Source organism: Rhizobiaceae bacterium (assembly GCA_023953845.1).
Classification (GTDB): Bacteria; Pseudomonadota; Alphaproteobacteria; order Rhizobiales; family Rhizobiaceae; genus Arvimicrobium.
On the sequence record JAMLJC010000002.1, the window covers coordinates 704,959 to 718,840 of the forward strand.

The 13,882-nt window shown below is 65.2% G+C and carries 13 protein-coding genes; 4 read left to right on the plus strand and 9 right to left on the minus strand.

Annotation, left to right across the window (positions count from 1 at the left end):
* Nucleotides 1-3: 3 nt before the first annotated feature.
* From M9955_25360 to topA, 4 genes are read right to left on the minus strand one after another with little or no spacing between them, the layout of a single operon-like run.
* Nucleotides 4-732: an NUDIX hydrolase gene (locus tag M9955_25360; GenBank protein MCO5084976.1), complete on the minus strand. Its 729-nt coding sequence runs from the start codon at nucleotides 730-732 to the stop codon at nucleotides 4-6.
* A gap of 26 nt (nucleotides 733-758) precedes the next feature.
* On the minus strand, nucleotides 759-1,193 hold the full coding sequence (locus M9955_25365) for a DUF983 domain-containing protein (protein ID MCO5084977.1): 435 nt from the start codon (nucleotides 1,191-1,193) through the stop codon (nucleotides 759-761).
* Nucleotides 1,193-3,457, minus strand: a complete 2,265-nt coding sequence (rnr, locus tag M9955_25370) for a ribonuclease R (GenBank protein MCO5084978.1) — start codon at nucleotides 3,455-3,457, stop codon at nucleotides 1,193-1,195. The genes M9955_25365 and rnr overlap by 1 nt, the downstream gene beginning before the upstream one ends.
* A 60-nt stretch (nucleotides 3,458-3,517) precedes the next feature.
* The gene (gene topA / locus M9955_25375; protein ID MCO5084979.1) at nucleotides 3,518-6,118 is read right to left on the minus strand and encodes a type I DNA topoisomerase; all 2,601 of its coding nucleotides are present in this window, start codon (nucleotides 6,116-6,118) and stop codon (nucleotides 3,518-3,520) included.
* A 291-nt stretch (nucleotides 6,119-6,409) separates the two neighbouring features.
* Here topA and M9955_25380 point away from each other — a divergent pair, with 291 nt between their 5' ends.
* Nucleotides 6,410-6,601: a hypothetical protein gene (locus M9955_25380; protein ID MCO5084980.1), complete on the plus strand. Its 192-nt coding sequence runs from the start codon at nucleotides 6,410-6,412 to the stop codon at nucleotides 6,599-6,601.
* Here the strand turns inward: M9955_25380 and dprA are convergent.
* From dprA to M9955_25400, 4 genes are read right to left on the minus strand one after another with little or no spacing between them, the layout of a single operon-like run.
* Nucleotides 6,581-7,720: a DNA-processing protein DprA gene (gene dprA, locus M9955_25385; GenBank protein MCO5084981.1), complete on the minus strand. Its 1,140-nt coding sequence runs from the start codon at nucleotides 7,718-7,720 to the stop codon at nucleotides 6,581-6,583. The two genes, M9955_25380 and dprA, sit on opposite strands and share 21 nt — an antisense overlap.
* 1 nt (nucleotide 7,721) lies before the next feature.
* Nucleotides 7,722-8,333 carry a glycerol-3-phosphate 1-O-acyltransferase PlsY gene (plsY, locus tag M9955_25390; GenBank protein ID MCO5084982.1) on the minus strand — a complete coding sequence of 204 codons (612 nt, stop codon included), beginning with the start codon at nucleotides 8,331-8,333 and terminating at the stop codon, nucleotides 7,722-7,724.
* A complete protein-coding gene (locus M9955_25395) occupies nucleotides 8,333-9,631 on the minus strand; it encodes a dihydroorotase (GenBank protein ID MCO5084983.1) in 1,299 nt (432 codons plus the stop codon). Before M9955_25395 ends, plsY begins: the two co-directional genes overlap by 1 nt.
* Nucleotides 9,628-10,590, minus strand: a complete 963-nt coding sequence (locus M9955_25400; GenBank protein MCO5084984.1) for an aspartate carbamoyltransferase catalytic subunit — start codon at nucleotides 10,588-10,590, stop codon at nucleotides 9,628-9,630. Before M9955_25400 ends, M9955_25395 begins: the two co-directional genes overlap by 4 nt.
* 161 nt (nucleotides 10,591-10,751) lie before the next feature.
* On the opposite strand from M9955_25400, the gene M9955_25405 reads away from it, so the two are divergent.
* From M9955_25405 to M9955_25415, 3 genes are all read left to right on the plus strand, one after another.
* Entirely contained in the window at nucleotides 10,752-12,377 is a 1,626-nt protein-coding gene (locus M9955_25405) for an acyl-CoA dehydrogenase family protein (protein MCO5084985.1), read from the plus strand.
* 147 nt (nucleotides 12,378-12,524) lie between these two features.
* Nucleotides 12,525-13,073, plus strand: a complete 549-nt coding sequence (locus tag M9955_25410) for a hypothetical protein (protein ID MCO5084986.1) — start codon at nucleotides 12,525-12,527, stop codon at nucleotides 13,071-13,073.
* Nucleotides 13,073-13,408, plus strand: coding sequence for a DUF6105 family protein (locus tag M9955_25415; protein ID MCO5084987.1), 336 nt, complete (start codon nucleotides 13,073-13,075; stop codon nucleotides 13,406-13,408). The genes M9955_25410 and M9955_25415 overlap by 1 nt, the downstream gene beginning before the upstream one ends.
* Here M9955_25415 and ruvX read toward each other — a convergent pair.
* On the minus strand, nucleotides 13,365-13,832 hold the full coding sequence (gene ruvX / locus M9955_25420) for a Holliday junction resolvase RuvX (protein MCO5084988.1): 468 nt from the start codon (nucleotides 13,830-13,832) through the stop codon (nucleotides 13,365-13,367). The two genes, M9955_25415 and ruvX, sit on opposite strands and share 44 nt — an antisense overlap.
* Between the last annotated feature and the right edge of the window lie 50 nt (nucleotides 13,833-13,882).

Below are 13,882 nucleotides of genomic sequence, written 5' to 3' on the forward strand. Positions count from 1 at the left end.
GTGTCAGAGAATGTCGCGAACGACGCGGCTGTGCTTCAGACGGTAGAACGGAACCGGCCCGCCCGGCCTGAGTTCCGGATCCTGATCCAGCCGCATCTGCAGTTCCTTGAGGATCGTCTTGGTGATCCGCGGCAGATCGAGTTCGTGGGCGTCGGCGATGGGCAGCCACACCAGCTCCTCGAGCTCGCCGGTCGGGCCGCCGTCCGGCAGAGCGACGGCAACCTCGTCGCGCCATGCCGACAGGAAGCGTGTGTCAAAACGCCTGATCCTGCCGGGCGGCGTGATGGCGCGAGCCACGAAGCGCACGCCTTCCAGGGAGGGGCGAACCCCATGCTCGGCAAAAGCCTGCCAGCTCGTTTTATCGGTCGAGAACGATTCTTTACGGCCGATCAGCAGGCCGGCTTCCTCGTAGGTTTCGCGCAGCGCCGACAGCGCGATGGCTTGAGCGCGCGTCGCAGTCGCGCGCGTGCCGGCGATCAGACGCGCGGCTTCAACCTCGGGCAGGCCGGCTGCAACGGGGACGCGGCTGTCGGCAGGGTCGGTGCGCCCACCGGGAAACACGAACTTTCCGGGCATGAAGGCGTGCCGGTGATGCCGCCGCCCCATCAGCACAAGGACGTCGTTGCCCTTGCGATCGAGAAGAATCAGGGTTGCCGCATCGCGCGGCCGCTTTGGACCTGCGCCGATCGAAAAGTCATTCGCTTCGGAACTGTTGAGAGCCGCCCGCGTCATTCCCTCAAACACGTCGGTAAACCTTCTCAGAGTTCCGGATGCGTCTCGACGCGGTCGGCCTCGTCGCCGAAGCCGTGCATGTAAAGCGCCCACTGCAATCCGACGACCGCGCCCTTGACCGGGCGCAACAGCGCCAGCGAACCGACAATGGTCGCCGGAACCCACATCAGCATATGTTGCAGCAGCGAGAGGTTGGTCGTCGCCTCGACGCCCATGAACGCGCCGACGACGATATGGCCGACGACGACGATGACCAGATAGGCGGGAAGATCGTCCGCGCGGTGGTGGTGGATTTCCTCACCGCAGACTTCGCAATGATCGACCGTCTTGATGAAGGAGGCGAACAGGTGCCCGGAGCCGCAGCGCGGACATTTTCCCAGCATGCCGCGCTTTATCGACTCCCAGACGGGCCGCGCCGTGCGTCCGCTATGATGTTCGCCACCGAAAGCCTGCTCTTCCATCAACGTCTCCTGCCACGCGCCCTGTCTCGTCCCTGAGCAGCGCGCTGGCGTCCTTTCTGCCCGCGTGACTTGTTGAAGGACCTGGTGGAGCCGGGCAGGGGCTTCGGTTCGGTCAGCATTTCAAAGCGCATCGCGCCTGCCAGCGGCGCTACTTCGACCAGCCGGACCTCGACCCTGTCGGCGAGTTGAAAACCCTTGCGGGTGCGCTCGCCAAAGAGCGCATGGGCAGCTTCGTCGTAGATATAGTAGTCGCCTTCCAAAGATGACACGGGGACGAAACCGTCTGCGCCAAAATGCGGCAGTTGCACGAAAAGGCCAGCCTTCGTCACGCCGGAAATACGCGCGTCGAACGTATCGTTGATACGCTCCGCGAGATAGGCGGCGACAAGCCGGTCGACCGTGTCCCGCTCGGCCGCCATGGCGCGGCGTTCGCTGGCGGAGATGAGCGCTGCGATTTCTTCCAGCCGCGCTTCCTCGTCGCCGGTCAGGCCATCCGGGCCAAGGCCCAACGCCGAGATCAGCGCACGGTGCACGATTAGGTCGGAGTAGCGGCGGATCGGAGAGGTGAAATGAGCATAGCGCCGGAGGTTGAGGCCGAAATGGCCGATGTTCTTCGGCGCGTATTCCGCCTGGCTCTGGGAGCGCAGCACGACCTCGTTGACCAGCGCCTCGTTGTCGTTCCCGCGCACCCGGTCGAGTATTGAATTGAACTGCGCAGGCCTGAGTTGCGGCCCGCGGGCGAGCGACAGGCCGACCGTCGTCAGGAATTCACGCAGCGTCTCCTGCTTGGCGAGCGACGGCGCGTCATGGATGCGGTAGACGAGCGCCTGATTCTTCTGCTCCAGGGTCTCGGCTGCGGCGACATTCGCCTGGATCATGAACTCTTCGATGAGCTTGTGCGCGTCAAGCCGTTCGGGGATCACGACGCGATCCACCGTGCCGTCCGGCTTCAGCAGGATTTTCCGTTCGGGCAGGTCTAGTTCCAGCGGCTGCCGCGCTTCGCGGCCGCGCTTCAGCACCGCGTAAGCGTCCCATAGCGGCTTCAGCACCGTGTCGAGGATCGGCGCCGTCTTGTCGTCCGGGTGTCCGTCGATCGCCGCCTGAGCCTGCGGATAGGCGAGCCGGGCGGCCGATTTCATCATTACGCGGTGGAAGGAGTGGCGGATCTTCCGACCGTCGGCGGCAAAGGTCATCTTCACCGCCATAGCCGGCCGGTCGACGTTTTCGCGCAGCGAGCAGAGGTCGTTCGAAATGCGTTCGGGCAGCATCGGCACGACGCGGTCCGGAAAATAGACCGAATTGCCGCGCTTCAGCGCCTCGCGGTCCAGCGCGGAGCCGGGCCGCACATAGGCGGCAACATCGGCGATCGCTACCCAAACCACAGCACCGCCGCGATTCTTCTCGTCGTCGTCGGGAGCCGCGAACACGGCATCGTCGTGATCCTTGGCGTCGGCGGGATCGATGGTGATCAGCGGCAGGTCGCGCCAGTCCTCACGCCCGGCCATCGTTGCCGGCTTGACGCTTTCAGCGTCGGCGAGGGCCGCCGGCGGAAAGATATGCGGAATATCGTGGGCATGGATGGCGATCATCGAGACCGCCTTTTCCGACGTTATCGAGCCGAGCACCGTCAGGACCTTGGCGCGCGGCAGTCCGTAGCGGCCAACCTTGACCGGCTGCGCTTCCACCAGATCGCCGGGCTTCGCCTCGCCGATGAACTCTGGGTCGATTACCAGTTCGGGCTGGCGTCGTTCCACGGGTTCAAGCCGGAACGTGCCGTCGCGGCCGGCTCGCAGGACGCCGAGCACGGCTTCCTGCCGGCGATCGAACACCTTCATCACCCGTGCGGTATAGGCCGGGCCTTCTTCGCTCTTGTTGCGGAAGGTCTTTGCCAGCACGCGGTCGCCGATGCCGGGAGCAGGCCCCTTGTCGCCGCGGGAAACGCGGATCGACACGATCGGCACCTCGTCGTCGTCCCGCTCGGCGGGCCGCGCCAGCAACCCGCCGTCGCGGTCGCGTCCAAAAATCTCGAGAACCGTCACGGGAGGCAGGGTGCCGGGGCGTGACAGCCGCTTGCGGCTGCCTTCCAGCAGGCCCTCGTCCTGCAGATCGCGCAGCATGTCCTTCAGCCATACGCGATCCGCGCCCTTCAGGCCGAACGCTTTCGCGATCTCGCGTTTGCCCGCCTGATCGGGATTTTCGGTGATGTAGGCAAGAATCTGCTCGCGCGTCGTGCGGAAGTCTCCCGGTTCCGCGCCGTCTCTCACAGCGCTGCCGCTCCGGCTTGTATTCCTGTTACGGCCGGAAATGCTGCGTGCCAATCGATCCTATTCCTTTGCCTTGCCGGCCCTGGCGGTTTTGCCGCCCGCCTTTCCTGCCGCTTTCCGCGCCGGCTTCTTGCCGCCGCCCTTGGCCTCGCGCTCCGCGATCAGGGCCACGGCCTCGTCGAGCGTCACCGCCATGGGTTCCTTGCCCTTCGGCAGTGTTGCGTTGACCTTGCCGAAATTGACGTAGGGTCCATAGCGCCCGTCCCGGACGGTGATGTTGCCGCCGCCCGCCGGATGCGCGCCCAGATCCTTCAACGCAGCCGGCGTTCCGGCGTTGCGTCCGCCTTTCGCCTTGCTCTGCTTCTCAGCGATCACCGAGACGGCACGGTTGAGGCCGATGGAGAAAACGTCCTCCGGCGATTCAAGGTTCGCATATGTGCCGTCATGAAGCACGAACGGCCCGTATCGGCCGATGCCGGCGGAGATCATCTTGCCGGTCTCCGGATGCTTGCCAACGTTGCGCGGGAGCGAAAGCAGCGCCAGCGCCTTCTCGTGGTCGACGCTTTCCGCCGTCCAGCCCTTTGGCAGGCTGGCGCGCTTGGCGTCCTTGCCGTCGCCGCGCTGGACATAGGGGCCGAAGCGCCCGGACTTCAACACGATCTCTTCGGAAGTATAAGGGTCCTTGCCGAGCAGCTTATCGCCGCCCTCGGCCGCCGCCGCGTCACCATTGCCATTGGCGTCGCCGCCGAGCTGGCGCGTGTAGCTGCATTCAGGATAATTCGAGCAACCGACGAAGGCGCCGAACTTGCCGAGTTTCAGCGACAGGTTTCCAGTGCCGCATTTCGGGCAGATGCGCGGATTGGAGCCGTCCTCGCGGGCCGGGAAGACCAGCGGCGCCAGTTCCTCGTTCAGTGCCTCCAGCACGTCGGTGACGCGCAGTTCCTTGATGTCGGCGACAGCCTTGGAGAAATCGTTCCAGAAATCGCGCAGCACTTCCCGCCAGGCGAGCTTGCCGTCCGAGATCTCGTCCAGCTTCTCTTCCAGAGCAGCGGTGAAGTCGTACTCGACATATTTCTCGAAGAAGCTTTCAAGGAAGGCAGTGACCAGCCGGCCCTTGGCCTCGGGCACCAGCTTGCGCTTGTCGATCACCACATATTCGCGATCTTCCAGCGTCTTCAGCGTGGCGGCATATGTCGAGGGACGGCCGATGCCGAGCTCCTCCAGCTTCTTGATCAGGCTCGCCTCGGAATAGCGCGGCGGCGGCTCGGTCGAGTGCTGCGTGGCGGTTATCTTCTCGCGTTTCAGATCCTCGCCTGAGCGGATGTCGGGAAGACGCCTGTTTTCCTCGTCCTCCGAATCCTCGTCGCGCTGGTCCGTGTAAGCGGCGATGAAGCCGTCGAAGCGGATCACCGAGCCCACAGCGCGAAGGCCTGCCGTGCGCGCGCCGTTCCGCGCCTCGATCTCGACAGTGGTGCGCTCGATCTCTGCCGGCTGCATCTGGCTGGCGATGGCGCGCTTCCAGATCATCTCGTAGAGGCGCGCCTGGTCGGCGTCGAGATACTTTCGGACCTGGTCCGGAGTTCGCGAGAAGTCGGTCGGGCGGATCGCCTCGTGCGCTTCCTGCGCGTTCTTCGCCTTGGTGGAGTAGTATCGCGGCTTTTCAGGCAGATACTTTTCACCGAATTCCTTGCCGATGGCGCTGCGGGCCGCCGCGATCGCCTCCGGCGCGATCTGTACGCCGTCCGTTCGCATGTAAGTGATGAGGCCGGCCGTCTCTCCGCCTATGTCGGTGCCTTCATAAAGCCGCTGCGCTACCTGCATGGTGCGCGTCGCCGAGAAGCCGAGGCGCGAAGAGGCGGCCTGCTGCAAGGTGGACGTGGTGAAGGGCGGGGCCGGGTTGCGCTTCGTGGGCTTCGCCTCGACCGTCAGAACGCGGAACGACGCGCCTTCGAGCATGGCCTTGATGCCATCGGCCTGCTCCTTCGAGCCGATATCCAGCTTTTGCAGCTTCTTGCCTTCATAGGCCGTCAGCCGCGCCTCGAAGCTGTCTTTGCGCGGCGTGCCGAGAATGGCGGCGATCTGCCAGTATTCCTCGCGGATGAAGCGCTCGATCTCCGCCTCGCGATCGCAGACGAGTCGCAGCGCGACGGATTGCACGCGGCCGGCCGAGCGGGCGCCCGGCAGCTTGCGCCAGAGCACCGGCGAGAGCGTGAAGCCGACGAGGTAGTCGAGCGCGCGCCGGGCGAGGTAGGCCTCGACCAACGGCGAATCGATGTCGCGCGGATTCGCCATCGCGTCGAGCACGGATTGCTTGGTGATCGCGTTGAAGACGACACGGCTGATCTTCTTGTCCTTCAGCGCGCGCTTCTGCTTGAGAACTTCCAGCACATGCCAGGAAATCGCTTCTCCCTCGCGATCCGGATCGGTTGCGAGGATAAGCCCGTCGGCTTCCTTCACCGCCTTGGCGATGTCCGTCAGCCGCTTGGAGGAGGGGCCGTCGACCTCCCATGACATGGCGAAATCTTCATCCGGCTTGACCGAGCCGTCCTTCGCCGGCAGGTCCCGGACATGGCCGAAGGAGGCCAGAACCTTGTAGTTCCGGCCGAGATACTTGTTGATTGTCTTCGCCTTGGCGGGCGATTCGACGACGACGACGTCCATTCGTTCTCACTGAAAGAATACGACCCGCAAGGATCGACGATGCAGGCGTCTGACGGCGACGGCATCAAAATCGTCCGTCACATGGCCGTGCTTTTCGTGCAGGTCAAGGGCAAGCAGTCAGAAACGCGCATTTGAACCGAATGCAACCTTGACGATGTAGTGGTCTCTGATACAACTTGAAGTAGGGAGTAGAGATAAGCATTTCGCGCAGTGCAACGTGAACGGGCGAGGCCCCATGGCGGGGGCGGATAGAGATTCACAGCATCTGCGCAAAGGACAGGCGACACATCGATGTTGAGAAAGTCGCGCATTGCAGTCGAGCAAACGGAGACGCTGGAATATCTTCAGTCGATGCTTGCCCAGTTGCGTACGCTTGCCCAGGCAGAACATCACGACATGCTCGCCTATCTGATCGATATGGCGCATATGGAAGCCGTGGATATCGCGCGCGGCACGCGGCCTTCATCGGTCCGCAAAGATTAGCGAGACCGCGCCGCCTGCATGCCGTTCGATTCGGCCGGCCAGATCGAGCTCCATCAGAATCACGAAGACCTGCGCGGGGTGAAGCCCCGTATGGGCAATCAGCTCGTCCATGCTGACCGGCGTTTGTCCAAGCGCTTCGATCAACAGGGCGCGATCGCCGTCGACGGGAGACGGCGTGCCGCTGACATCAGCCGGTTCGGCGAATCGCACCATCGCCGGTAACGGGCGGTCGATCAGCGGCGCGATCTGTTCGAGCACATCCTGTATCCCGGTGACGAGCACCGCGCCGTCCTTGAGCAGGCCGTTCGTTCCCTCCGATCGCGGGTCCAGCGGCGATCCGGGTACCGCGAACACGATCCGCCCCATCTCGCCGGCGAGGCGCGCGCTGATGAGCGATCCCGACCGCCTGGCGGCCTCCACGACGAGCAGCCCGAGCGACAGGCCGGCGATAAGCCGGTTGCGTCGCGGAAAATCCTGCGCCCGCGGCTCCCATCCGAACGGCATCTCGGAGATCACCGCGCCGCCACGCTCTGCGATTTCGGCCAGAAGGTCGGCGTTCTGCGGCGGGTAGGGGCGGTCGATGCCGCCCGCGACACAGGCGATGGTGCCTGTCGCCAAGGCCCCCTGATGCGCGGCGGTGTCGATGCCGCGCGCCAGACCTGAGATGACAGCATATCCTCCACGGCCGAGCTCGGAAGCGATCTGCCGTGCGAATTTCATGCCGGCCAGCGAGGCATTGCGCGCCCCGACAATCGCAACGGGCGGCAGTTTGAAGGCAGCCGTTGCGCCTTTTACCGCGAGCAGCGGCGGCGGCATGTCCATCTGACGCAGCACGGGCGGATAATCGGCCTCGCCGATGGCGATGAAGACGGCGCCTGCCTTCTCCGCCCGCTCGATTTCCGCCTCGGCCTCCGCGACTGTCGGCACGCGCGGAGGCTTGCCGCCCCCTTGCTGCGCAAGGTGCGGCAGCGCTTCGATCGCGGCATCTGCCGATCCGTAGCGGTTTATCAGGGAGCGGAAGGTGGACGGCCCGACATTCGGCGTCCGTATCAGGCGGAGCCAGGCGATACGCTGGCGCTCGGAAAGGCGCCGGCCTGCGCTCGTCGAGGCGTCGGCCATGCTACTTCGCGCCGATCTTGCTTTCGGTGCCGGCCAGCAGTCGCTCGATATTCGCGCGGTGCTTCCAGAAGACGAGGATCGTCATGACGGCGAACAGCGCGGCAACCGCGCTCGCCCCGTAGAGATAGAGAAAGATCGGCGTGACCAGCGTGGCCACCATGCCGGCCAGCGAGGAATACCGGGTCAGCGAGGCGACGGCCAGCCAGACGATGGCGAATGCGATCAGCGCGGGCCAGGCCAGCGCCAGCAATACGCCGATATAGGTCGAGACTCCCTTGCCCCCCTTGAATCCGAGCCATGCGGGAAAGAGGTGGCCAAGGAAAGCGGCGAAGCCGGCCGCCATCGCCGGCGTGAGCCCCCAGCGCAGCGCGATCCATACGGCAACCGAACCCTTCAGCGCGTCGAGCAGGAAGGTCAGGCCGGCGAGACCCTTTCGGCCCGTCCTCAGAACGTTCGTCGCGCCGATATTGCCGGAGCCGATGCCGCGCACGTCGCCGAGGCCGGCAGCGCGGGTGATCACCAGTCCGAACGGGATGGAGCCAAGCAGATAGCCGACGATCAGAAAAAGGATGACGATGAGCGCGCCGGCTTCCGCCACGGTCCCCTCTGCCATCACTCTCCTCCACGCTCCTCGAATACTGTGCGTCCGCCTACCATCGTTTGCAAGACCTTGCCCTGCAGGCGGGCGCTTTCGAAGCAGGTGTTCTTTGAGCGCGAGCGGATGTCAGCCTCACGCACCACCCATGGCGCGTCGAGGTCGATCACGGCAAGATCGGCCGGCGCGCCCTGAGCCAGTGATCCTCCGGGCAAGCCGAAGAGGCGCGCCGGCGTCGTTGACATCGCCTCGATGAGCCGGATCAGCGGCACGTCGCCATTGTGATGGAGCCTGAGGGCGACGGCCAGCAGCGTCTCCAGCCCGATGGCGCCGTCGGCCGCATCGGCGAAGGGCAGGCGCTTCGTGTCGACGTCCTGAGGATCGTGAGACGACACGATAATGTCGATCACGCCCTCCCGAAGCGCCTCGATCGCCGCGATACGATCCTCTTCCGCGCGCAGGGGCGGTGAAAGCTTGAAGAAAGTGCGGTATTCGCCGACGTCGTTGTCGTTCAGCGCGAGATGGTTGATCGACACCCCGGCCGTGACGTTCGCACCGTCGGCCTTGGCGCGGGCAATGGCCTGCGCCGACATGGCGGTCGAGATTTTTGCCGCGTGATAGGCGCCGCGCGTCAGCCGCGCCAGCATCAGGTCGCGCTCCAGCGGAATGGCTTCTGCCTCGCGCGGAATGCCGGAAAGGCCGAGCCAGCTCGCATAGAGGCCTTCATTCATGACGCCCGATCCCGCAAGGTCCGCATCCTGCGTCTCATGGGCGATCACCGCGCCGAAATCCCGCGCATAGGTGAGGGCGCGACGCATGACGAGGGCGTTGGCAATGGTGTGCCGGCCTTCGGTGAAGGCAACGGCGCCAGCCTCGCGCAGAAGACCGAATTCGGTCATCTCGCGGCCCTGCAGGCCCTTGGTGACCGCCGCCGCCGGATAGACGTTGACCGAGGCGGTGTCGCGCGCCGCGCGAAGAACGAATTCCACCAGCGCCACGTCGTCTATGACCGGATTGGTGTCAGGCATCATCACGATGGAGGTGACGCCCCCGGCGGCGGCGGCCACGCTTGCCGAGGCGATGGTCTCACGATGTTCCGCGCCGGGCTCGCCGACAAAAACCCGTCCGTCGATCAGACCGGGGATGATGGCCTTGCCGTGACAGTGAACGACCTTCGCACCGTCCGGCGTGCCCTGGTTCAGCGCGGATTCGCCGGCCGCCGCGATCGTCCCGCCGTCGACGATGACCGCGCCGATCTCGTCCATCCCGCGCGACGGGTCGATGATTCGCGCATGGGTGAAAACCGTGATGCTCACGCGTCGCCTTCCCGGTTGCGGTGCGTGTCGAGCAGCGCCTCCATCACCGCCATGCGCACCGCCACGCCCATCTCGACCTGTTCCTGGATCACGCTTTGCGGCCCGTCGGCGATTTCCGACGCGATCTCGACGCCGCGATTCATCGGCCCCGGATGCATGACGAGCGCATCCTCCTTCGCCGCTTTCAGCTTCTCCGCATCGAGGCCGAAATAGCGGAAATACTCGCGCGTGGAGGGCACGAAGGCGCCGCTCATGCGCTCGCGCTGCAGCCGCAGCATCATCACCACGTCGGCGTCCTTCAGCCCTTCGCGCATGGTGTGCGAGACCTCGACGCTCATGTCGGCGATGCCGGTAGGCAGCAGGGTGGAAGGGGCGACGACCCGCACCCGTGCACCGAGCGCGTTGAGCAGCATGATGTTCGAGCGCGCCACCCGCGAATGCAGGATGTCGCCGCAGATCGCCACTGTCAGCCCCGCGATCCGGCCCTTGGCGCGCCGGATGGTCAGCGCGTCGAGCAATGCCTGGGTGGGGTGCTCATGCGCGCCGTCGCCGGCGTTGACCACCGAGCAGCCGACTTTCTGCGCCAGCAGTGCCGCCGCGCCTGCCGACTGGTGCCGGATGATGAGGATGTCCGGCCGCATGGCGTTCAGCGTGATCGCGGTGTCGATCAGCGTTTCGCCCTTTTTCACCGAGGAACTGGCGACCGACATGTTCATCACGTCCGCGCCTAGGCGCTTTCCCGCCAGTTCGAATGACGATTGCGTTCGCGTGGAGGCCTCGAAGAAAAGATTGATCTGCGTGCGGCCACGCAGGGTGGCACTCTTCTTCTCCCGCTGACGGGAGAAAGGCACGGCCGCGTCGGCCCGGTCGAGCAGCATCACTATGTCCAAAGGCGACATGTCGCGTATGCCAAGCAGATGGCGATGCGGGTAGAGCGGCGGAAGGGTCGGCTCGGTCATGTCAAGGCGCTGCTATAGGCGGGGGTGCGCCGTGCTGCAAGCCGCCGCCGGGGATAGTGGCGCTTGTCACCGGGATTTTCGTCGCGACGGCGCGTCCCTCTGGTCTATAAGCGGCGAAGGCCCGCGCGGATTCGCCGTGACGGGCGGCCGAAAGGTTCGATTTGACGCACGAGGTCAGCAATCAGTCGCCGCCCTATACGGGTGTCAATGCCTGGCGCGGCGATCCGCTGCTGGCCCAGATCGGTGAGCGTTTTTCAGAGCCGGTGCGGCGCGAGCTCGATCAACTTGGCCGCTTCGTCACCAATGCCGACGCGCAGGACCTCGCCCGGCTGGCGAATCTCGAGACGCCGAAGCTCAGGACCCACGACCGGCAGGGCCGGCGCATCGACATCGTCGAATACCACCCGGCCTATCACGCGCTCATGCGCCGCTCTGTCGCGAACGGGCTGCATTCGTCCATCTGGGAGAACGGCGATGCCGAGGTCGGCCGCCGTCACCAGATCCGCGCGGCACGCTTCTACCTGACCGCCGAGCTGGAATGCGGCCATCTCTGCCCGCTTACCATGACCAGCGCCTCGCTCGCGGCGCTGATGTCGAGCACCTGGCTTTTCCGCGAATGGGCGCCGCGCGTGACCACACGGACCTACGACCAGTCGCAGAAGCCGCCGGTCGAGAAGACCGGGCTGACGCTCGGCATGGGCATGACGGAGAAGCAGGGCGGCACGGACGTGCGCGCCAACTCTACCCGCGCCGAGCGTGCCGGCAATGGCTTCTACCGCCTCTCGGGCCACAAATGGTTCATGTCGGCGCCGATGTCCGACGCTTTCCTGATTCTCGCGCAGGCGCCGGAAGGTCTTTCATGTTTCCTCGCGCCGCGCCTGCTCAGCAACGGCGCGGGCAACGGGCTGCACTTCCAGCGTCTCAAGGACAAGCTCGGGAACCGTTCCAACGCCTCTTCCGAGGTCGAGTTCGAAAACACCATCGGCGAGTTGGTGGGGGAGCCCGGCGCCGGCATCAAGACCATCATGGACATGGTGACGCTGACGCGGCTGGACTGCGCCGTGGCCTCGGCCGGACTGATGCGCGCGGGCCTCAGCGAGGCCGTGCATCACGCGCGGCACCGGATGGTGTTCGGCAGCCCGCTGTTCGAGCAGCCGCTCATGCAGCGCGTGCTGGCCGACATGGCGCTGGACGTGGCCGGCGCCACCGCTTTGTCTTTCCGTCTGGCGCGTTCCTTCGATGAGGCCGCCGAATCGCGTGGGGAAGCCGCTTTCGCGCGAGCGATGACGCCGGTCGTGAAATACTGGGTGTGCAAGATCGCGCCGGCGCTGCTCTACGAGTCGATGGAGTGTCTCGGCGGTAACGGCTACGTGGAGGAGGGGCCACTCGCGCGGTACTATCGCGAGGCTCCCGTCAATGCGATCTGGGAAGGCTCCGGCAACGTCATGGCGCTGGACGTGCTGCGCGTGCTCGGCCGGGCGCCCGCGCTCTTCGAGGAAGTGCTGGCAGGGATTGAACGCGATCTCGGCGCGCATGGGCGCGGCACCATCGGCGTGCTGCGCGCTGCCATTCAGGTCGCCGAGCGCGACGAGGGCTCGGCCCGTATCCTCTCCGAGCAGCTTGCGCTGGCCGCCGCAGCAGCGGAACTGAAACGGCTGGGGGCGGGGCGCATCGCCGACGCGTTCCTCGAAACCCGCCTCGCCGGGCAGTGGCGCGGCACCTACGGCATGCTGGACGCCCGCCACGACGCCCGGGTGATCGTCGAGACGCTCTACCCGCAAATGTGAAGGCCGCACCTCGGAGTTGTGGGAACAAGTACCGGTCGGCGCGCTTGTTTTTCCACAGGCGTCCGGTTCGCCGTTAACCTTAACAAATGGTTTATGTTGCCGGAGGCACGTGGGCGCGCGAATTTACCATATGCCTCCGGGGTCATCATGCGGCGAATCCTGACCAATGCCATTCTCGTCTACTGGACAGCGTTCTTCGCGGTTCTGGCGGGGATCTGCACACTGCAGCTCGACCATGGCATCGTGGAAATCTATCGGCTGCTCGGCCTCACTCGCATCACGTCGACGGTCGCGGATGCCGGCGGCGTCTGGCTTAGTGCGGCGTTCGGCGTGGCCTTTGGCGTGATCGCGCTGGCGTTCCTGTGGGCGTGCATCGCGAACGTCCTCAAGGAAGGCCGGGTGGGGGACGCCGACGAAATCCTGAGACTGGCCTTCGCTTCCGGCGCGTTCTGCGTGGCCGTGCTTCTGGTCGTCGCCGGCATGCTTTCGGTGTCCGGCGTGTTCCCGGTCATAACCGGACTGCTGGGCGCCCTGGCTGCTTCCTACGTTGCCGCGCACATGGAGCGCGCCGTGGGGGCATATTCGGCGATGGAGGGTCCGCCTTCCAGCGCGCGCATGATGGCGGCTCGCGCGGCCCGGGAATATGCGGTCCGCCGCTTCGCCTCCGCCGGGGAGTTGCAGGGAGGCAGCCGCTGATGCGTTACGTCTTCGCACTCTGGGCGACGCCACTCGTCATCTTCTGGGGCTGGTACTACCTGTCCCTCTACGACATGAACTTCGGCTATCTGATGCTCAGCCGGCAGGTCCATGACCTTGTCTTCAACGTCTACGGCGAAATCCTCGGCATCGATCCGGCGACGATACCCGGTCTGGTCATGCGCGCCTGCATTCTCGACACGCTGCTCATCATGGCGATCTGGGCGTTCCGCCGCCGCCGCGAGATTTCGAAGTGGTGGCGGGAGCGCCGGGAAAGCCGCGATGACGGCTTCATCGCAGCGCCTTCAGCCGGTCCAGTACCCCCTGCAGAATGAAGGCGGCCGCGGCCGAATCGATCCGCGTCTCCCTTTTCTTTCGCGAAACGTCCATTTCGAGCAGCGCACGCTCCGCTGCCACAGTCGAAAGCCTCTCGTCCCAGAAGGCGAAGGGCAGGTCGGTCATCCGAGCGATATTGCGCACGAAGGCCCGCGACGCCTGCGCGCGGGGGCCTTCGCTGCCGTCCATATTGACCGGCAATCCCATGACGACCGCGCCTGCGGCTTCCTTCGCCAGAAGCGCGAGTAGCGCCTCCGCGTCGGTCGTGAACTTCTTGCGGATGATCACCTGCCTCGGATTGGCGAAGGATAGCCCGAGATCGGAAATGGCGACGCCGATCGTCTTGTCGCCGAGATCGAGCGCCGCGAGCGTCTTGCTCCGGTCAAGGAGAGCGGGCAAAGCTTCGATTGCGACCACAGGCACGCGGCGATCCTTTGATTGCGTTCGCAAGCGTTCTATCCTTCAACCGGTCG